Source organism: Actinokineospora sp., from assembly GCF_052390155.1.
In the GTDB taxonomy this organism is placed as follows: domain Bacteria; phylum Actinomycetota; class Actinomycetes; order Mycobacteriales; family Pseudonocardiaceae; genus Actinokineospora.
On sequence record NZ_JBQTHF010000102.1, the window covers coordinates 1 to 19,509 of the forward strand.

At 71.1% G+C, this 19,509-nt stretch carries 15 protein-coding genes; 8 read left to right on the top strand and 7 right to left on the bottom strand.

The features are described from left to right. On the bottom strand, window positions 1-212 hold a 212-nt coding region (locus ACT4N7_RS26895), incomplete at its 3' end, for an SgcJ/EcaC family oxidoreductase (protein WP_444831657.1). A 137-nt stretch (window positions 213-349) separates the two neighbouring features. On the opposite strand from ACT4N7_RS26895, the gene ACT4N7_RS26900 reads away from it, so the two are divergent. Beyond that, window positions 350-1,066, top strand: a complete 717-nt coding sequence (locus tag ACT4N7_RS26900) for a class I SAM-dependent methyltransferase (RefSeq protein ID WP_444831658.1) — start codon at window positions 350-352, stop codon at window positions 1,064-1,066. A gap of 59 nt (window positions 1,067-1,125) precedes the next feature. Here ACT4N7_RS26900 and ACT4N7_RS26905 read toward each other — a convergent pair whose 3' ends face one another. From ACT4N7_RS26905 to ACT4N7_RS26925, 5 genes are all read right to left on the bottom strand, one after another. Then, the gene (locus ACT4N7_RS26905; protein WP_444831671.1) at window positions 1,126-2,664 is read right to left on the bottom strand and encodes an acyl-CoA carboxylase subunit beta; all 1,539 of its coding nucleotides are present in this window, start codon (window positions 2,662-2,664) and stop codon (window positions 1,126-1,128) included. A 169-nt stretch (window positions 2,665-2,833) separates the two neighbouring features. Continuing rightward, window positions 2,834-3,628 (bottom strand): TIGR03084 family metal-binding protein, encoded by a 795-nt coding sequence (locus tag ACT4N7_RS26910; protein ID WP_444831659.1) that lies wholly within the window; start codon window positions 3,626-3,628, stop codon window positions 2,834-2,836. A gap of 263 nt (window positions 3,629-3,891) precedes the next feature. After that, the gene (locus ACT4N7_RS26915; protein ID WP_444831660.1) at window positions 3,892-4,443 is read right to left on the bottom strand and encodes a flavin reductase family protein; all 552 of its coding nucleotides are present in this window, start codon (window positions 4,441-4,443) and stop codon (window positions 3,892-3,894) included. A 16-nt stretch (window positions 4,444-4,459) separates the two neighbouring features. After that, window positions 4,460-4,921 (bottom strand): acyl-CoA thioesterase, encoded by a 462-nt coding sequence (locus ACT4N7_RS26920; RefSeq protein ID WP_444831661.1) that lies wholly within the window; start codon window positions 4,919-4,921, stop codon window positions 4,460-4,462. Next, window positions 4,921-10,719, bottom strand: a complete 5,799-nt coding sequence (locus ACT4N7_RS26925; protein ID WP_444831662.1) for a type I polyketide synthase — start codon at window positions 10,717-10,719, stop codon at window positions 4,921-4,923. Before ACT4N7_RS26925 ends, ACT4N7_RS26920 begins: the two co-directional genes overlap by 1 nt. Before the next feature lie 464 nt (window positions 10,720-11,183). Between ACT4N7_RS26925 and ACT4N7_RS26930 the strand changes: the two genes are divergently transcribed. The 5 genes from ACT4N7_RS26930 to ACT4N7_RS26950 are packed head-to-tail and all read left to right on the top strand — an operon-like array spanning window position 11,184 to window position 17,487. Beyond that, window positions 11,184-12,197, top strand: a complete 1,014-nt coding sequence (locus ACT4N7_RS26930; RefSeq protein WP_444831663.1) for a DUF1702 family protein — start codon at window positions 11,184-11,186, stop codon at window positions 12,195-12,197. A gap of 14 nt (window positions 12,198-12,211) precedes the next feature. Then, complete coding sequence (locus ACT4N7_RS26935) at window positions 12,212-13,189, top strand: DUF1702 family protein (RefSeq protein WP_444831664.1); 978 nt, start codon at window positions 12,212-12,214, stop codon at window positions 13,187-13,189. Continuing rightward, window positions 13,186-15,132 (top strand): CRTAC1 family protein, encoded by a 1,947-nt coding sequence (locus ACT4N7_RS26940; protein ID WP_444831665.1) that lies wholly within the window; start codon window positions 13,186-13,188, stop codon window positions 15,130-15,132. The genes ACT4N7_RS26935 and ACT4N7_RS26940 overlap by 4 nt, the downstream gene beginning before the upstream one ends. Window position 15,133: 1 nt before the next feature. Beyond that, on the top strand, window positions 15,134-16,132 hold the full coding sequence (locus tag ACT4N7_RS26945; RefSeq protein WP_444831666.1) for an enediyne biosynthesis protein: 999 nt from the start codon (window positions 15,134-15,136) through the stop codon (window positions 16,130-16,132). Then, window positions 16,129-17,487, top strand: coding sequence for a cytochrome P450 (locus ACT4N7_RS26950; protein ID WP_444831667.1), 1,359 nt, complete (start codon window positions 16,129-16,131; stop codon window positions 17,485-17,487). The genes ACT4N7_RS26945 and ACT4N7_RS26950 overlap by 4 nt, the downstream gene beginning before the upstream one ends. A gap of 51 nt (window positions 17,488-17,538) precedes the next feature. On the opposite strand, the gene ACT4N7_RS26955 is transcribed toward ACT4N7_RS26950, so the two are convergent. Beyond that, the gene (locus ACT4N7_RS26955) at window positions 17,539-17,907 is read right to left on the bottom strand and encodes a hypothetical protein (protein WP_444831668.1); all 369 of its coding nucleotides are present in this window, start codon (window positions 17,905-17,907) and stop codon (window positions 17,539-17,541) included. A gap of 134 nt (window positions 17,908-18,041) precedes the next feature. On the opposite strand from ACT4N7_RS26955, the gene ACT4N7_RS26960 reads away from it, so the two are divergent. Together ACT4N7_RS26960 and ACT4N7_RS26965 are read left to right on the top strand one after the other, a co-directional pair. Further along, window positions 18,042-18,905: a helix-turn-helix domain-containing protein gene (locus tag ACT4N7_RS26960; protein ID WP_444831669.1), complete on the top strand. Its 864-nt coding sequence runs from the start codon at window positions 18,042-18,044 to the stop codon at window positions 18,903-18,905. Window positions 18,906-18,930: 25 nt separating this feature from the next. Next, window positions 18,931-19,356, top strand: coding sequence for a DUF397 domain-containing protein (locus ACT4N7_RS26965; protein WP_444831670.1), 426 nt, complete (start codon window positions 18,931-18,933; stop codon window positions 19,354-19,356). Window positions 19,357-19,509 lie beyond the last annotated feature (153 nt).

Genomic DNA, 19,509 nt, shown 5'->3' on the forward strand with positions numbered 1-19,509 from the left:
ATGAACGCCCGAATCTCCTCGCGACCCTTCTTGTACACATCACCGGGCAGAATCAGCGTTCCGTCGACAGTGAAGGCGTTCGCCACACCCTCCGCGTCGTTCTCCGCCCACGCCGCCACCAACCGCAGCGGCACACCCAACGCCTCCTTCTCCTGGTCGCTGGTGAACTTGCCGTAGTAGGCGTCCAAACGGGACTGAGCGTCGACAGACACGGGCGTCTCCCTGTTGTTCGATGGGTCAGGCCGATAACCATGGTCACCTCGGACGCACCCGGGCCGCATCTCCTGGCGTGCCGGGTCTGCGCATTCGGGAAGAAGCGCCGCCGTGGCCCGGATGTGACGATCTAGCCATGTATGGCGACGACTTCTCCGAGAGCTACGTTTCCTACTACGAGGGCCGCGGGAAGGACTACGGCGCCGAGGCCGAGGACGTGGCCAAGCTGATCCGCGACCGCAAGCCGGACGCGGCCTCGCTCCTCGACGTCGCGGCGGGCACCGGAGCGCACCTGCGGCGGTTCGGCGAACTGTTCGACCACGTCGAGGGCGTCGAACTGTCCGAGAGCATGGTCGCGTTCGGCCGCGCCCGCTACCCGGACCTGGTCCAGCACCAGGGCGACATGCGCTCGTTCGCCATCGACGGCCGCTTCGACTCGGTCACCTGCATGTTCAGCTCCATCGGGCATGTCGGCACGGTCGATGACCTCGACGCGACGCTGGCGTGCTTCGCGGCGCACCTGAACCCCGGCGGGGTCGTGGTGGTGGAACCGTGGTGGTTCCCCGAGAACTTCCTCGACGGCTACGTCGCGGGCGGCGTGGTCACCACCCCCGACGGCCGCACCATCGCGCGCGTCTCGCACTCGTCGCGCGAGGGCGACCAGACCAAGATCACCGTCCACTTCGTCATCGCCGACGCGGAGCGGGGACTGCGGCACGTGACCGAGGTCGGCCTGCTCACCCTGTTCACCCAGGAGCAGTACGAGGCCGCGTTCCGCAAGGCGGGCATCGCGGTCGAGCATCTCGACGGCGGCCCGCTGGGCCGCGGCCTGTTCCTCGGAATCCGCGAGTAGGTTTCCCGACACACCGATATGTCCCCTTAGGATAGTCCTAAGGGGACATATCGGTGTGGTCAGAGCGGGACGTTGCCGTGTTTGCGGCGCGGCCCCGGCTTGCGCTTGGTGCGCAGCATCGCCAGGCCGCGGGCGACCGCGGCGCGGGTGTGCGCGGGGTCGATCACATCGTCGACCAGACCGCGCTCGGCGGCGTAGTACGGGTGAGTAAGTTGCTCGACGTACTCGGCGAGCAGCTCGGCGCGCAACCCCGCCGGGTCGGCGGCGGCGGCCAACTCCTTGCGGTACAACACGTTCACCGCGCCCTCGGCACCCATCACGGCGATCTCGTTGGTGGGCCACGCCAGCGAGAGGTCGGCGCCGATCGAGCGGGAGTCCATCACGATGTACGCCCCGCCGTACGCCTTGCGCAGGATCACCTGCACCCGCGGCACGCTCGCCTCGCAGTAGGCGTAGAGGAGTTTCGCGCCGTGGCGAATGATGCCCGCGTACTCCTGGGCGGTGCCGGGCAGGAAGCCGGGCACGTCGACCAGGGTGACCAGTGGGATGCCGAACGCGTCGCAGAACCGGACGAACCTGGCGGCCTTCTGCGCCGCCGCGGCGTCGAGCACGCCTGCGAGCACCAGCGGCTGGTTGCCGACCACCCCGACGACCTCGCCGTCGACGCGGCCCAGCGCGCAGAGCACGTTGCGCGCCCAGTTCTCGTGGACCTCCAGATACTCCCCGTCGTCCACCAGTTCGGCGACGACCAGCCCGATGTCGTAGGGCCGGTTCGGCTCCACCGGGACGATCTCGGCCAGCCGCGGCCGCTCGTCGCGGCTCGCGCCGCGCGGCGGTCCGGCGGGCGGAGGCTCCAGATTGTTCGACGGCAGCAGGGAAAGCAGGTAGCGCACGTCCTGTAGGCAGCTCTCCTCGTCGTCGTGGACGAAGCTCGCCACGCCCGAGCGGCTGCCGTGCACGTCCGCGCCGCCGAGTTCGGCGTGCCCGACCCGCTCGCCGGTCACCGCGGCGACCACGTCCGGGCCGGTCAGGTACATGTTCGCGGTGTCGCGGACCATGAAGGTGAAGTCCGCCAAGGCGGGCGAGTACGCCGCGCCGCCCGCGCACGGCCCGAGGACCACGCTGATCTGCGGGATGACGCCGGACGCGTCGACCTGGCGGCGGAAGATGCCGCCGTAGCCGTCGAGGGCGGGCACGCCCTCCTGGATGCGCGCTCCCCCGCTGTCGTTCAGGCCGATGATCGGCGCGCCCGCCGCGACGGCGAGGTCCATCACCTTGTGGATCTTCGCGGCGTGCGCGGCGCCGAGCGAGCCGCCGGAGATGGTGAAGTCCTGCGCGTAGACGAACACGCGGCGCCCGTCGACGGTGCCGGAGCCCGCGACCACCCCGTCGGTGTGCGGGCGACGTTCGTCGACCCGCCCGCGCGCCTGGTGGCGGCGGAACATCTCGATCTCGGTGAACGAGTCCGGGTCGAGCAGCAGCGCCAGCCGCTCCCGCGCGGTGTGCTTTCCCTGTGCCCGCAACCGGTCCACCGCCTCGGGGCTGCCCGCGACGATGGCGGCGGACAGCGCGTCGCGCTCGGCGCGCAGCCGGTGCATCGTCCGCGCGGGCGGGTCCGGCGGCGGGTCCGCGGGCTTGACCTGGCTCAGGTGGCGGCCCTGGCCGGGCTCCGGCGGGTCAACGGGGACGAACTCGAAGCCTGCCGCGCTCATCGCGCCGTCCGCACACACATGGCTCGTCCCCGTCCCCTCCGCAGGCCCGCCCGGCCTAGTCCGCGAACTGGCCGGGCGCGCGGCCCTCGCCCGCGGGGCCGCGGTACGCCTGGGCGATCTCCAGCCACTGCTCGGCGTCGGGCCCGGTGGCCACCAGCGCGAGGTCCGCGGCGTTGCGGCGCCGGGTGACCAGCAGGCAGAAGTCCACGGCGGGGCCGGTGATCCGCTGGGCGGCGTCGGCCGGGCCGAACTCCCAGACCACGCCGGACGGGCCGGTCAGCTCGAAGCGGAACTCCACCTCGGGCGTGGCCAGACCGCGGGCGAGGTAGCCGAAGTCCCACGTGCGGACGGCGAACCCGACCAGGTAGCCGAGCCGGTCCGTCCACTCGCGACGGACGCCGAGGGTGTCGGCGATGTCCTGGCCGTGGCCGAACAGCTCCATCATCCCGGCGCAGGCGAGGACCGCGGGCGGCAGCGGACGCACCAGCCAGGGCACCACGTCGGTGGCGGGCACGGCGGCCAGCGCCTTGATCGCGCCGTCGCGCTCGGCCCGCCACCGGGTGAGCAGCACCTCCGGCGGGTCGGACAGGAACCCGGCCAGCGCGGCGTCGACGTTGGCGGAGAAGTCCGGGCTGAGCTTGGCGGCCAGCGCGACGAAGCCCTCCGGGTCGGCCGCGGCGAGCCCGGCCATCCGAAACGTCGCGGCCAGGTGGGCGATCTGGTGGGCGATCGTCCACCCGGGTGCGGGCGTCGGCTGCGTCCACTGGTCGGCGTCGAGCCCGGCGACCAGCGCGTCGATCTCGGCGCCGTCGGCGGTCAGTGCGGCGATCACGGCCTGCAGATCGGACACGGGACTGTCCTTTCAAGAGCAAAGCGGGCAGAAGATTCTGTTGCGTCAAGGGTTCCGCACCGCGGCGCGCTGGGTCGCCTCCCTGCGTGCGGAAAGTGGCCTAGGTCGTGTCCCGTGGATCATGGTGGTGGGCTTCGTGGTCCGGGTGGTTCCTGGCAAGGCGCCGCGACGTCTCTCGTACCGGGTTGTACTCGGGCGTTGCGGCAACGCAGCCAGGGGCCATCCGGGCGCGAATAGCGCCGCCATGATCCACGGGACACGGCCTATGCGCTGCGGGCCTGCGGCACGGCCTCGTGGAAGCCGCCGCCGAAGAACAGCAGCGGCGCGCCGTCGCGGCCGCGGTCGGCCGCCAGCACCTTGCCGAGGAAGATCGAGTGGTCGCCGCCGTCGTAGTCCTCGACCAGCTCGCATTCCAGCCACGCCAAGGCACCCGAGAGCAGCGGGGCACCCGTGTGCCGCCCGGGCACCCAGTCGACCGCGTCGAACTGGGCCGCGCCGGTCGGCCGTTTCTTGTCGGCGAAGTACCGGGCCAGCGCCTGCTGGCCCGCACCCAGGATGGACACCCCGAACCCGCGCGTGGCAAGGACTTCCGGGTGCAGCCGCGCGGTCCGGGCCACACAGCACAGCACCATCGGCGGTTCGAGGGACACCGAGGTGAACGCGTTGGCGGTCATCGCGTGCCCGTGCTCACCGGCGGTGGTGAGCACGGTGATCCCGGTCGCGAACCGCGCCATCACCTCGCGCAGCGACGTCGGAGTGGGGCTCTCCGGCTCGCCTGCGGCCGCGAGTCGCGCGGGTCGCCCGTTGTTCGCCATGGAAGTTCCTCCTGGTCTACGCGACATCCGCGAGCAGGGCCTTGGTCGAGATCCCGGCGCCCGCGTACGGGATGAGCGCCTTGCGCAGCTCCAGCGGAACCCGCGACGGGATCGTGGCCGTGTTCGGCCCGCGCATGCACGCGATCCGCTGCACGCCGCGCGCCACCAACAGTTCCTCCTCGCCCAGCCGCACGTAGTCGAAGCTGAACTGGATCTGGGTCTGGGTGAGCTCGTCGAGCCGCATCCGCACCGACAGCTCGTCGAACGCGGTGATCTCGGCGTAGAACTCGCACTCGGCCTTGAGAGTGAACAGCTTCAGGTCGTCGCGCAGTTCGAGCAACACCTCGGGCGCCTTCTCCTTGAGGAACATCTCGCGGCAGCGCCCCTGCCAGCGCAGGTAGTTCACGTAGTAGACGTTGCCGACGAGGTTGGTTTCCTCGAATCCGACGGTGTGCCGGATCTCGTAGTAGTTGGCCATCAGGGTTCCTCTCCGAACAGGACTGCGAAGACCACCGGGTCCGGCCGCTCGTTGATCGTGGTCACCCAGGTCGCGATCTTGGCGTCGCCCGCGGACAGCACGACCCAGCCGTCGGGGTGGACCCGGTCGAGGGTGAGGGCCTGCGTTGTCGCGCCGGTCTTGCGCAGGCACTCCAGCGCGCCCCAGATCCTGGTGCCCGCCACCGCCGCGCTGTCGCCGGTCTCGGCCATCAGCAGGGTGCGCAGGGCGAACGGCCGGCCGCCGAGCAGTCCCTCCCAGTCCGCCTCGCCGCGTTCGACGGCGGCCTCGATGTCGCAGCCGAGCCGCCCGGCGCCCGCCACGACCAGGGTGAGCCCTGTGCCGTGGGACGCGGACACCGTCACGCCGTCCGCCTCGGGCTTGCCGTCTGGCCGGTAGCGCAGCCCCGCGGCGCGCCCGAGCGCCCGGCTCGCGGCGAGTTCGGTCTGCGTCCGCCGGTCGACCTCGCCCGCCACCGGGTCCGGCTCGACGACGACCGCGCGGCTGCCGCCGAGCACGCGCTCCAGCGACCGCTCCAGGTAGGAGCCGAGCAGCGGGGGCACCCACGGCCCGGCACCGTTGCGGCTGCGCACGGCCCGCAGGGTCAGGCCCTCCCAGCGCTCCACCACGGCGCCGGACGGGTCGAGCACGTCCACGTCGTAGGTGTAGCTGTCGCCGTCCTGGAACCGCTCGCGGGCGTCCATGACCACGTACTCGGTGTCCTGGTCGGCCCGCGGCGACAGGTAGAGTCGCTCGACGCCTTGCGGCAGCAGGGTTCCGTCCGGGACACAGGCCTGGATGGCGTGCATCACCGCGTCCCGCGTGCCCGGGTCGGCCAGGAGTTGTTCCTGCGGAAGGTAAGCGGCGAACCATGGCGCCTGCGAGCTGGTGCCCAGCTCCGCGACGGCGTGCCGCGCGCTGGTCTTGCGATACGCGAGGACCCGTTGGAACCGCTTGCCCTGGAACAGGACCCCGCCGTACAGCTCGGTGGTCGGGTCGACCGGCACCGCGGGCAGCACGGGCCCGTCGGCCGACCGCGTCGCGGGGATGTCGGGCCGCGGGAACCGCAGGGTGGCCCGGAAGTGGTCCGCGCCGAACGCGGTCTCCTCGCTGCGCAACACCACGTCCACGGTCTCGGCATCCTTCACCAGCGCCGCCAGCCGGATCGCGGTGGACCCGCCGGGCCGCACCACGATCGGGCGCAGGAACTCGACGCCCTCCAGCAGCGGCGCGCCCCGGTGTCCGCTCGCGGCGACGGCGACCTGGGTCATCGCCTCCATGCCGATCACGGCGGGGAACAGCAGGTCGCCCTCCAGCAGGTGGTCATCGAGGTAGGGGTCGCTGCCCGCGGACAGCGACGCCTCGGTGACCAGTTCGACGCCCGGGTAGTGCACCACGACCTGCTCCACGAACCGGGTCAGCGGCAACTCCTCGTGCGCCAGGGTCAGCGTGGGCAGACTCGCCGCGCGGCCGGAGACCACCAGCACCGGGCCCGCCGACGGGTCGGCGAGGGCTTGGCGCAGCACGGCGATGCCGTTCTCGGTGGAGATCGGCGTGATGCCGTCGCGCATGAGCGCCTCGATCACGCCGAGCTTCTCGCCCATGCCCGCGCCCGACCACACCGACCACTCCAGCGCCAACGCGCGGGCGCCGGGGTGTTCCTCCTGGAACCGCACGGTCAGCTCGGACATCCAGTCGTTCGCGGTGGCGTAGTGCGCCTCGCCGCGCAGACCGGCCCGGCCGATGATGCTGCCGAAGGTGACCAGCAGCTTGATCCGGTCCTGGTCCACCGCGTCGAGCACGGCCCGCAGGCCGGTGATCTTGGGTGCCAGGGTCAGCCGGAAGTGGTCCTCGTCCAGGTTGACCAGGGCGACGGGCTCGTTGCAGCCCGCGCCGTGCAGCACGGCGGTGACCGGGCCGAGGTCGGCCTCCAGCTTGGTCACGGCCGCCGCGACCAGCTCGGCGGAGATCACGTCGGCGCGCTCGTACCGGAAACGCACCCCGGCGGCCCGCATCCGGGCCAGGTTGGCGGCGAGTTCCGCGTCGTCGGCGGGGTCGGCGCGGCCGAGCAGCGCGAGCTTGGCCCCGGAGTCCGTGGCCATGGCCAGCGCGCACTCCGCGGTGATGCCCTTGCCGCCGCCGGTCACCAGCAGCACGTCCGAGCTGTCGAGCGGCGTTTCGGTCACCGGACCGGCGGGCGGGGTGATCGCCCGCAGTACCGGCGCGGTCCGGGTGCCGTCCGCGTCGTAGCGGACCTCGGCGTACGAGCTGGTGGCCGCGACCTCCGCGACGACCCTGCCCACCGCCTCGGCGATCGCGTCCGGGTGCCGCGGGGCCGCGTCCGGCAGACCCACCACCGTGGTGGGTACGGCAGGCGCCTCCAGGTGCAGCGTCCTGGCCAGGCCCGAGGCGCCGAGGCGATGCTGGACCACGACGAACCGGGTGCCCGCGGCGATCGCGGCCTTTCCGGCCGCCAGGAACAGATCCACGTGCGCCTCGCCGTCGTCGGGCAGGCAGAGCGCCACGCCCGCGCCGACGCCCGCCGTGGCGAGCGCGCCGCGCAGCGGATCGGCCAGCGGGTGCCCGGCGGGCGCGAACACCGACCACACCCCCGCGGTGCCGGTGGCGACATCGGCCGGACGGCGCGCAGGGAGGTAGTCGACCGAGAACGGCCGCACCCAGGCCGCCACACCGGCCGCCTCGCCCGCCCCGCCGTCGCCGTCGTTCGCGGTGTCGGCGAGCTGGTCGATCAGGTCGGCGAGTTCGCCGAGGGACACGGTGGCGAAGTTCGTCGTCGCGGCCAGCGACGGGCGCCCGAGTTCGCGGGTGACGTCGTTGATGATCTGGCCGACGGCGATCGAGCTGAGGTGCAGGTCGTCGAGTGGGTGGGTGTCGGCGCTGATGGTGTCCAGCGGCAGCTCGACCCGCTCGGCGGCCAGCTTGCGCAGCAGTTCCAAAGTGGACTGTGCCTCGGTGCCTGCCTCGGCGGTCGCCGCGGGCGCCTCCTCGGTCGCCTCGTCGGTCCCGATGGGGGCAGCCAGCGTGGCATCGAGGGCGGGCGCGGCCTCGCACGGGCTGGCGAGGAACGTCATCTCACCGTCGAGCGCGAGCGGCCGGACCAGCCGGTCGGCGAACAGCGCGGCGGCGTCGACCGGCGCGCCGACGGCGAACGCGGCGGCCACCGCGGTGAGCAGCGGCGACAGCGACGCGCTGTCGGTGTCGATCGCCAGCACCGGGGCGTCCGGCGCGATCTGGGCGAGCAGGCCGGTGAGCACGCGCCCGGGACCGACCTCCAGCACCAGGTCCGCGCCGTCGACCGCCTTGGTCGCCGCTTCGGCGAACCGCACCGGCCGCACCACCTGCTCGCGCAGCAGCTCACGCAGGTCGGTCTTCGGGTCGAGCAGGTCGCCGGTGACCGTGGAGGCGACGCGGCGGGTCGGCTGCCAGAAGCTCAGCCCGGCCAGCCGCTCGGCCATCGCGTCGGACGCGGGCTTCACCAGCGGCGAGTGGAACGCGTGCGACACGCTGATCTTGGTCACCGTGATGCCCTCGGCGGTTGCCTTGGCGCACACCGCTTCCACGGCGCCGATCGACCCGGAGATCACTGTCTGGTGTGGACCGTTGAAGCCCGCGATGACCACGCCCGCGCCGTTGATCAGCGCCTTGGCGCGCTCGGGGTCGGCCTGCAATCCGGCCATCGTGCCGCCGCCGCGGCTCGCCTCGGCCATGACCTGGCCGCGCACGGCGGCCAGCTCCTGGAGCTGCCTGCCGCCCATGGCACCCGCCCAGGCGAGCGCGGTCAGCTCGCCGAGGCTGTGCCCGACCGCGATGTCCGCGTCGATGCCCAGGTGGTGCAGCACGCGCAGACCGGCGAGCGAGCCCGCGACGATCCGCGGCTGCGCCACCTCGGTCGCGACGTGGTCACCCGCGGGCAGCTTCGCCTTGCAGAACGCCTGGTCTGCCATGGCGAACCGGCGTCGGCTCGATCCGACGCTCGCCCGGCCGGACCCCTGGCCGGGGAACAGGAACGCGAGCCGCGCGGGCGTCGTGCGCTGGTCGAGGAAGACGCCGTCGGCCGCGGCGAACAGGCTGGTCTCGCCCTCGTCGATGGCAGTGAGCAGCCGGGTGAGCTTGCGCTCGGCGTCCTCGGGGGACGCGACCACGACCGCGGCGCGCACCGGCTGCCCGGACAGCTCCGCGGCGAGGGCTCCCGCGAGGTCGACCAGCTCGGCGAACGCCAGTTTCCGCACCAGCGTCGCGAGGTGCGCCACCCGCTCGCGCAGGTCGGCCGTGTCCGGGGCGTCGAGCAGCAGCAGTTCGACGTCCTGGCGGCTGGAGACCAGCGCCTCGGTGCCCGCGGGCAACTCGGCGAGACGCGCCGCACCCGATGCCTGCTCGATCGCGATGTGGGTGTTGATGCCGCCGAAGCCCATGGCCGACACACCCGCGCGAACGGGCTGGTCGACGGGCCACAGCTCGGCCTGGCGCGGCACGTACATCGCCGCGGTGTCCTCCTGCAGCAACGGATGCGGCACGCGCTGGCCGGTGCCGGGCGGGATCACCTGGTGGTGCACGGCCAGCGTCGCCTTGATCAGCCCGGCGATGCCCGCGGCCGCCTTGGTGTGGCCCATGTTGGCCTTGATGGTGCTCAGCGCGGCGGGCCGGGCGGTGGCGTCGGCGTCGCGGCGCGCGGTCGACAGCGCCTCGATCTCCGTCGCGTCGCCGACTGCCGTGCCCGTGCCGTGGCCCTCGAAGTAGGACACGGTCTGCACGCCGTAGCCTGCCCGCTCGTAGGCGCGGGTCAGGGCCAGCCGGTGGCCGCTCGCGGCGGGGCGCGTGATGCCGCCCTTGCCGTCGGAGGACACGCCCCAGCCGGTGACGCAGGCGTAGACGCGGCAGCCGTGCGCGATGGCGTCGCGCTCGCGCATCAGCACGACCATGCCCGAGCCCTCGCCCGGCCAGAAGCCGTTGGAGTCCTTGTCGTAGACCTTCATCTCACCGGTGGCCAGCGCGCCGGTCTTGGCGAAGCCGATGACCTCGAACGGGTCGATCGACAGGTCGACCCCGCCCGCGATGGCGACGTCGATGTCCCGGTCGACCAGGGCCTTGGCCGAGGTCACGATGGACAACAGCGAGGACGAGCACGCGCCGTCGACGGTGTAGCCGCCGCCGCCGAGGTCGAAGTGGTTGCAGATACGGCCCGCGATGGTGTTGGCCAGCCCGCCCGCGAGGGTGTCCTCGTCGAACGCCGGGAACGGCGCCTTGTACTCGGTTTCCAGTTCCTGCAGGAAAGCGCCGGTGTCCTCTTCGGACCAACCCTTCGCCGCGAGGGTCGCCGCGACCGTGCGCCGCACGTAGGGCCAGCGCACCCGCATGATGTTGGCGCGGGAGAACTCGCCGGTCAGGCTGTTGCCGAGGACCACTCCGGTGGCCTGCTTGGGCAGTCCGTCGCCGTCGGGGAAGCCCGCGTCGGCGAGGGCCTGGGCCGCCACGTCGAGGGCGAGCCAGTGGGTCATGTCGGTCGAGCGGAACGTGCGGCCGCCGACCTTGTACTTGACCCGGTCGAACTCGAAGTCGCGCAGCACCGCGGCCTTGGCCGAGTAGAAGCGGTCCGGCGCCTTCGGGTCGGGCGAGTAGTAGTCGGCGTGATTCATCCGCTCGTCCGGGAGCCGCCGGAACGCGCGACGGCCGGACAGCACGTTCTCCCAGAGCTCCATTGGGGAACTCGCATCGGGATAACGAAGGCCGATACCGACGATCGCGATCCGCTCACTGCTCATACCTTCACCGCCTTTGGACCGACTGACCACTGTCCGTGCCTACCGAGGTGCGCCTGCGGCCGACCCATGACGAAAGTCCCATCATTTCCGGTTTCGGACCTGATGAGGACGATTCGATATTCGGCGCGAACCTGGTGGCCGACAATTTCTGTAGTCCGCGCTTGGCCCAGCGTGCAGCAGCGCCCCGCGCAGTGTCTTCTTCCAGCGTGCGGATAACCGCGACACCCACCCTGACCAGCACGTTCTTCGAGTCTGGGATACGTCTCTCCGAGCGTGCGTTTTCGGTTGCGCAACCAATTAGCCGCCCCTTGTTGAGTTATTATCGGCCGCCGCGCCGACATCGCACGAATTAGGTGGTTTTCGTCCGACAACTGCGCAATCTCGAAGTCCGCGCCCGGCAATACGGGAGATGCGCGCCGGAATCGACTCCAAGACCATGGTTGAGAAAGAGAGCGGGGTGACCTATGCCGACATTTCTCGGCGCGCTGCGCAGGCTCGCGCTGACACCGAAACTCACCGATGTGACCTTCCGGGTGCGCGGTTTTCCGGGCGCGCGATCGAGTGCCGCCGCGACCCTGGAGGCCATCCCGCAGGCGGTGATCTGCGGCTTCGAATGGGGCATCGAGGCGCGCGACCTGTGGGAGACCGAGCGCAGGCTCGCCCTGGTCGAACCGGAGCAGCGCGGCTTCGCCTACGAGGGCGCCGCCATGGCCGCCACCGTGCGCGACGCGATGCGCGCCGGCGTGGGCACCCGGGCCCGCGACCTGCTGCTGGGCCCCGGGCACCCGCACATCTTCCTCACCTACATCGGCATCGGCTTCGCCCTCGCGCGGCTGCCCCGGGTGCTGTGGAAAAAGGCCGTCCCCGACCTGACGGGCTCGCCGTTCCACCCGACGATGAGCTGGCTCGCCGTCGACGGCTACGGCTTCGACAAGGCGTACTTCCACACCAAGCGCTGGGTGGACGAGCAGTACGTGCCGCCCGCCTACCCGTGGGAGGGCGTGCCGGAGTACTTCCCGCGCGCCGTCGACCAGGGCATCGGCCGCGCGCTGTGGTTCATCCACGGCGCCGACCCGGCCGGGGTGGCCGCCGCCGTCGGGCGGTTCGCCGAGCACCGGCGGGCGGACCTGTGGAGCGGGGTGGGGCTCGCGGCGACGTTCGCGGGCGGCTGCCCGGAGCCCGGCCTGGCCACGCTGCGCGCGGCGGCGGGCGAGTACTGGTCGGAACTGGCGCTGGGCGTGGTGTTCGCGATCAAGGCCCGCACCTACGCCGAGTTCGTGCCCGCGCACTCCGCGCTCGCCGCCCGGACCTTGGCCGACCTGTCGGTCGAGGCCGCCGTCGAGATCGCCGACAGCACCGCCGTGCACACCAACGGCTCCACCGCGGAGCCCGCGTACGAGCTGTGGCGGGCGCGGATTCGCGCGGCCGTCACCTTGGCCGCGACCACGCAACCGTCCGCCGATCGAGTCCACCCGTAAGGGAGAGAATCGCCTTGGGTACTGCCTGGCGTGCGCTCCGGCGCCGCATTCTGACGCCGAACGTCTCGGCCACGTCCCTGGACGTGCGCGGTTTCCACAAGAAGAATCCCGCCGCCCAGGAGTTACTGGAGACCGTCGGCAAGAAATTCCTCGAAGGCTATGCCTACGCGGCCGAGGCGCGCACCAGCGCCGACGCCGAGGCCCGGCTGGAGACCATCGAGACGCGCTTTCGCGGGTTCGCCTACGAGGGCGCCGGGATGGGCTACGCGATCCGCGACGGGCTGCCGCTGGGCGGGTCCCGGCACGCCGCGGACTTCCTGACCGGCCGCGGCGACAAGCACATCTACATGGTCTACGTCGGCATCGGCTGGGCGATGGGCAGACTGCCCCGGTTCGCCTGGCCCAAGGCCGACACGCTGGACCCGCTGCTGCGCTGGCTGGTGCTCGACGGCTTCGGCTTCCACCAGGCGTACTTCAAGACCCGCCGCTACGTTCACGAGCAGTACATGGACCCGCGCTTCCCTTGGCCCGCGGGCGAATCCGCGTACGCGAACCGGGCGATCGACCAGGGCATCGGGCGCGCGATGTGGTTCGTCAACGGCACCGACGGCAACCGGGTCGCCGACATGATCGAGGGCTTCCCCGAGCACCGGCGCGCGGACCTCTACGGCGGCGCGGGCCTCGCGGCGTCGTACGCGGGCGGCGCGGACGAGGCCGAGCTGATCGCCTTCCGCGACCGCGCGGGCCCCTACCGCGCGCTGGTGGCGCAGGGCAGTGCGTTCGCCGCCGAGGCGCGGGGCCGCGCCGGGCTGGTCATCCCGCACACCGAACTGGCCACCCAGGTCTTCTGCGGCTTGACCCCCGAGCAGGCCGCCCAGGTCACCCACGACGTCCGTCGCGACCTACCCGCCGACGGCGACCTGCCCGCCTACGAGGTCTGGCGGCAGCGCATTGCCCACCAATTCGCTCCCTTGGGAGGTGTTAGTCGATGACCACCACCGTTGGCTGGCTGCGCAGGCAGCTACCCGGGATCCTGGCCCTGGTCCTGGTGGTGACCACGTTCCTGGTGGCCCGCCTGCCTTCGCCCTCCGCGGCGGACACGGCGTCCGCGGCGCAGGGCTACCGGTTCGCCGCCATGTCGGTCGCCATGCCGAGCGGGTTCCCGCAGCAGGAGATCCGCAAGGTGAACCAGGACTACAAGCACATCGACGCGTGGATCTCCTCGGTCGGCGCGGCCGTGGCGATGAACGACGTCGACGGCGACGGCCTGCCGAACGACCTGTGCATCACCGATCCCCGCATCGACCAGGTCGTGGTGACCCCGGCCCCGGGCAAGCGGGCGGACCGGTACACACCGTTCGCGCTCAACCCGGCGCCGCTGCCGATGAACGCGCAGATCGCGCCGATGGGCTGCCTGCCGGGCGACTTCAACGAGGACGGCCGGATCGACCTGCTGGTCTACTACTGGGGCCGCACACCGGTCCTGTTCCTGACCAAGGCCGACACCACGAAGCTGTCCGGTTCCTCGTTCGTGCCCACCGAACTGGTGCCCGGCAAGACCGGCGGAACCTACGACGGTCCTCAGTGGAACTCCAACGCGGTGTCCTACGACGACTTCGACGGCGACGGCCACTACGACATCCTCATCACCAACTACTTCCCGCACGGCCCGGTGCTCGACGACCGGGTCAGCGGCGGCGTGGAGATGAACGACTCGATGTCGGACGCGCAGAACGGCGGCGAGAACTACTTCTTCCTCTCCGACGGCGCCACCTCCGCAAGCACGCCGACCGCCACGTTCCGCAAGGTCGACGACGCGCTGCCGGTCGACGTGTCCAAGGGCTGGGAGTTGGGCGCGGCGGCCAACGACCTCGACGGCGACGGCCTGCCGGAGCTGTACCTGGCCAACGACTTCGGCCCGGACCGGCTACTGCACAACCAGTCCGCGCCGGGGAAGCTGAAGTTCGCGCTCATCGAGGACGTCCGCTCGCCGGTGATCCCGAAGTCCAAGCAGGTCGGCATCGACTCGTTCAAGGGCATGGGCGTCGACTTCGGCGACCTCAACGGCGACGGGCTCTACGACATGTTCGTCAGCAACATCACCACGTCGTGGGGCATCGAGGAGAGCAACCTGCACTTCCTCACCACGGCGAAGGACCAGGCCGACCTGCGCACCAAGCTGCTCGACGGCGACGCGCCGTTCGAGGATGTCAGCGGCACCGTGCAGACGGCGTGGTCGGGCTGGGGCTGGGACATCAAGACCGGCGACTTCGCCAACAGCGGTGAGCTGGCGATCGCGCAGGCCACCGGCTTCGTCCGCGGCGAGACCAACCGCTGGCCGCAGTTGCAGGAGTTGGCCACGGCCAACGACGGCATGCTGCGCAACCCGTACTTCTGGCCCAACGTCACCGCGGGCGACGACATCGGCGGCAGCCAGCGGCTGAAGTTCTACGCCAAGGGCGCCGACGGCGTCTACGTCGACATCGCGCCGCGGCTCGGCCTGGACGTGCCGGTGCCCACCCGCGGCATCGCCACCGGCGACGCCGACGGCGACGGCAGGCTCGACTTCGCGGTCGCGCGGCAGTGGGACCAGCCGGTGTTCTACCGCAACGAGTCCCCGAGCAAGAACGCCTTCCTGTCGCTGAACCTGACCCACGAGACGGCCGCGGGCACGAAGGGTTCCCCGGTCGTCGGCGCGCAGGTGACCGTCACCACGGCGGACGGGCGGCGCATCCTCGGCCGCGTCGACGGCGGCGGCGGCCATTCCGGCAAGCGCAGCAACGAGGTCCACATCGGACTGGGCGGCAACGTCGACGGACCGGTGCAGGTGCACATCCGCTGGCGGGACCGAAGTGGACAGTTGCGTGACCAAGACCTGCAGTTGACCCCGGGCACGCACGCGCTGCGGCTCGGCGCCCAGGCCAAGGAGAAGTGACATGGCTGACACACAGACGGCGAGCGTGCCGCGCCACGACCCCAAGGTCACCATGGCGCTGCGCAACTTCGCGATCTCGATCACGGTATTCAACATTCTCGGCTACGCCCTGCTCGGGTTCGAGCAGCCGTGGCTGTGGCCCATCGTCGCGGTGCTGACCGGCTACACCGTCGAACTGGGACTGGAGCGGGTCGGCGCGCACGTCGAGGGCCGCGACCCGCGCTACGCGGGCCGGGGTTTCCGCGGGTTGATGGAATTCCTCTATCCCGCGCACATCACCAGTCTCGCGATGAACATGCTGATCTACGTCAACGACCGGATCGAGGTGCTGATCTTCGGCGTGGTGCTGGCGGTCGGCGCGAAGTGGGTGCTGCGGGCGCCGGTTCGCGGCAAGATGCGGCACTTCATGAACCCGTCGAACTTCGGCATCGCGATGATCCTGCTGCTGTTCCCCTGGGGCAGCATCGCGCCGCCGTACCACTTCACCGAGCACGTCTCGGGCTGGGTGGACTGGCTGATCCCGGGCATCATCATCATCGGCGGCACCATGATCAACGGCAAGCTGACCGGCCGGATGTGGCTGATCGCGGGCTGGGTCGGGGTGTTCGCGCTGCAGTCGATCGTGCGTGGCTGGCTGTTCGACACCTCGATCCCGGCGGCGCTGGCGATGATGACGGGTGTCGCGTTCATCCTGTTCACCAACTACATGATCACCGACCCGGGTACGTCGCCGTCGAAGCCCGCGGCGCAGGTCGCCTTCGGCGGCGGCGTGGCGCTGGTCTACGGGGTGCTCATGGTGGCGCACGTCGCGTACGGCATCTTCCTGGCCACGGCGCTGGTGTGTCTGATCCGCGGCGGTTTCCACTGGACACTGCACTTCATCGCGAAGGCCCGCGCGCAGCAGGAGGCCAAGCCGGTGGAGATCGCGCCGACGGTCACCCTGGTGACCACCCCGGCGGAGTCGGCTGAGGCGGAGATCCCGGAGCGGCGGTCGGCATGACGGCCGCACCCGTCCGCCGAGTGCCGCCCGGCCCGCCGCGGCGGGCGACCTTCGGCCTGCTCAAGCAGTTGGCCACCGACCGGCTCACGCTGATGTCGTCGGCGCGGGACGACTACGGCGACGCGGTGAAGGTGTCCATCGGGCCCAAGACGATGTATATCTTCAACCACCCGGACCACGCCAAGCACGTCCTCGCGGACAACAGTGCCAACTACCACAAGGGAATCGGCTACGTGGAAGCGCGCCGAGCCCTCGGCGACGGCCTGCTGACCAGCGACGGCGAGCTGTGGAAGGAGCAGCGCAGGACGATCCAGCCCGTCTTCACCCACAAGCGCATCGCCGCGCAGGCCGATGTGGTCGTGGAGGAGGCCGTCAAGCTGGCCGCCCGGCTGCGCACCCGGGAGGGCGGGCCGCCCGTCGACGTGCTGGACGAGCTGACCGGGTTCACCCTCGGTGTGCTCGGCCGCACCCTGCTCGATGCCGACCTCGACGCGTTCGAGTCGGTCGGGCACTCGTTCGAAGCCGTGCAGGACCAGGCGATGTTCGAGATGGAGTCGATGGGCATGGTCCCGACGTGGCTGCCGCTGCCCAAGCAGCGGCGGTTCCGCCGGGCCCGCAAGGACCTGCACCGGATCGTGGACCTGCTGATCCAGCAGCGGCTCGACAACCCGCGCGACCCCGCCGACGACGTGCTCTCCCGGCTGATCCAGTCCACTGGCCGGGAGGGCGACGCCAAGGTCGGCGCACAGCGCAGGCGCGACGAGCTGATCACGCTGCTGCTGGCGGGCCACGAGACGACCGCGAGCACGGTCGGCTGGGCACTGCACCTGATCGACGACCATCCGCAGGTGGCCGCCCGGCTGCACGCGGAGGCCGTCGAGGTGCTCGGCGACCGCTCGCCCGAGCTGGAGGATCTGCGCAAGCTGCGGTACACGACCATGGTGCTGGAGGAGGCCATGCGGCTGTATCCGCCGGTGTGGATTCTGACGCGCAAGGCCGTGGCGGACGACGAGGTGGGCGGCTACCACGTGCCCGCGGGCGCGGATGTGCTGATCTGCCCGTACACCCTGCACCGGCACCCGGCGTTCTGGGACGAGCCGACCCGCTTCGACCCGGAGCGGTTCGACCCGGACCGCACGACCACCCGGCCGCGGTACGCGTACCTGCCGTTCGGGGCCGGACCAAGGTTCTGCGTCGGCAGCCACCTCGGGATGATGGAGGCGAGCTTCGTCATCGCCCTGCTCGCCCGCGATCTGCGGCTGACCAAGGTGCCCGGCTACGAGGTGGTGGCCGAGCCGATGCTGTCGCTGCGCGTGCGCGGCGGCCTGCCGATGACGGTGCATCCCGCGGCGTGATTCGGTGAAGGTGCCCATCGGGACTCCCGGTGGGCACTTTCGCGTGCGCGGCTATCCCCGTTCCTCGCGCAGGCGCAGGTCGCTGGGCGCGGGCAGCCACAGCAGTTCGGCGTCCAGCCGGTCCACCCACCGGGCGACCATCCCCTCGGTGCCCGCGCTGAACAGGGTGCGCGACCGTCCGCCCGGGCCCGCGGGCAGCACGGTGACGGTGTCGCCGTCCGGGAGTTGGAACCCCCAGGCGACGGCGCCGATCGGCCCGGGGTCCTCGTGCGGGGCGAACCAGAGCGGGTTGCGGTACAGCGCGAACAGCGACGGGAGCTGGTCCGGGCGCAGTTGGTAGCCCTCGTCCAGCTCCGCGTCGGTGCGCAGCGTCCAGGTCGGCGCATCGTCGAAGTTGCTTGTTGATATTGAGTTGCTCATGGCACTAGTGGACCACTTCCGGCGAGGAGCAAGTAACGGTTGGTCGGCAAGTTCACCCGTTAGTATGACTGGGATGTGCTGTCTTGCGGCGCGGCCGCCCGGTAGATTGACTGGCAACTTGCTGGAGGTGGCGCGTGTCCTCGTTGAACAGTCCGATGGTCCGCAGATTGCGGCTCGGCGGTGAGCTGAAGGCCCTGCGACTCAAGCGGGCGCTGACGCTCGCCGACGTCACCAAGGAGATGGGCTGGGGCGCGCAGTCCAAGCTGTCCCGGTTGGAGAACGGCAAGATCCGGCCCGATCTGGCCGACATGTTCGACCTGCTGGACCTCTACGAGGTCGCCGACGCCAAGCGCGAGAAGCTGATCTCCATCGCCCGCGACGCCGCCAACTCCCACGGCTGGTGGCGCACCTTCCGCGACATGGGCGACCGCCAACGCAGCTACGCCGAGATCGAGTCGGGCGCCGCCGAAATCCGCCAGTATCAGCAGAACCTGGTGCCCGGCCTGCTCCAAACCCAGGAGTACGCGCGGTTGCGGGCGTTGTCCGGCAAGAACCTCTATGAAGAACTCGACCTGGACGGAGAGGCGACCGCGCGCCAGATCCGGCAGAGCGTGCTGGTCCAGGACAAGCCGCCGCGCTTCGAGGCTGTACTGGACGAGGCGGCCCTGCGCCGCAACGCGGGCTCAGCGGCCGTGCTGGCAAGCCAGTTCGAACGGTTGCTGGAACTGGCCGAGCGACCGAATATCGAACTGCGGGTGCTGGCGTTGAGTGCCCGGATCGCCGACTACTACGTCCCGCACACCACCTTCACGATGTACAAGTTCCGCGACCCGGACGACCCGCCGCTGGTCGCGGTGGAGACATTGGGCAAGGACGTGCATCTGATCGACCCGGAGGACATCGCGCGTTATACGATGAGCTACGACTGGTTGCGGGCCGCGGCTCTGCCCGCCGAGGACTCACTGGCGTTCATCGCGGACCTGGCCGGTCGCACCTGACCATGCCGTCCGCCTGGAGGCCGCCGTGTCCGCCCCCGACTTCACCGATGCCACCTGGCGCAAGTCCAGCCGCAGCAACCACAATGGTGACTGCGTCGAGGTCGCGTTCACCGGCTGGCGCAAATCCAGCCGCAGCAACGCCAATGGTGACTGCGTCGAGGTCGCGTTCGCAGGCTGGCAAAAGTCCAGCCGCAGCCATGGCAACGGCAACTGCGTCGAGGTCGCGTTCGCCGAATGGCAGAAGTCCAGCCACAGCCACGCCAATGGCAACTGCGTCGAAGTCGCGTTCGCCGAATGGCACAAGTCCAGCCACAGCAATGGCAACGGTGACTGCGTCGAGGTCGGCTCGGCAGCGGGCCACGTCGGCGTCCGCGACACCAAAGCCCCCACGGCAGGCCACCTGACCTTCGCCCGCCCCGCCTGGACCCAGTTCCTCCACACCCGCGGCTAGCCGGCACCGAGTTCCGGCGGCAGCCCACCACCCTCCTCTGTGGACGGACGTCTCGCCCTACACCGCCATCGGACGGTCGTGGGGGGGGGGGGGGGGGGCCGCCCCCCCCCCCCCCCCCGGGGGCGGCGGCCGAGGAGCGCCCGCCCGCCCCCC

Bases quoted from the DNA above. Each gene is read 5' to 3' on its own strand.
- ACT4N7_RS26900 (WP_444831658.1), top strand. From the start codon at position 350: ATGTATGGCGACGACTTCTCCGAGAGCTACGTTTCCTACTACGAGGGC.
- ACT4N7_RS26905 (WP_444831671.1), bottom strand. From the start codon at position 2,664: ATGCACCGGCTGCGCGCCGAGCGCGACGCGCTGTCCGCCGCCATCGTC.
- ACT4N7_RS26915 (WP_444831660.1), bottom strand. From the start codon at position 4,443: ATGGCGAACAACGGGCGACCCGCGCGACTCGCGGCCGCAGGCGAGCCG.
- ACT4N7_RS26920 (WP_444831661.1), bottom strand. From the start codon at position 4,921: ATGGCCAACTACTACGAGATCCGGCACACCGTCGGATTCGAGGAAACC.
- ACT4N7_RS26925 (WP_444831662.1), bottom strand. From the start codon at position 10,719: ATGAGCAGTGAGCGGATCGCGATCGTCGGTATCGGCCTTCGTTATCCC.
- ACT4N7_RS26930 (WP_444831663.1), top strand. From the start codon at position 11,184: ATGCCGACATTTCTCGGCGCGCTGCGCAGGCTCGCGCTGACACCGAAA.
- ACT4N7_RS26940 (WP_444831665.1), top strand. From the start codon at position 13,186: ATGACCACCACCGTTGGCTGGCTGCGCAGGCAGCTACCCGGGATCCTG.
- ACT4N7_RS26945 (WP_444831666.1), top strand. From the start codon at position 15,134: ATGGCTGACACACAGACGGCGAGCGTGCCGCGCCACGACCCCAAGGTC.
- ACT4N7_RS26950 (WP_444831667.1), top strand. From the start codon at position 16,129: ATGACGGCCGCACCCGTCCGCCGAGTGCCGCCCGGCCCGCCGCGGCGG.
- ACT4N7_RS26955 (WP_444831668.1), bottom strand. From the start codon at position 17,907: ATGAGCAACTCAATATCAACAAGCAACTTCGACGATGCGCCGACCTGG.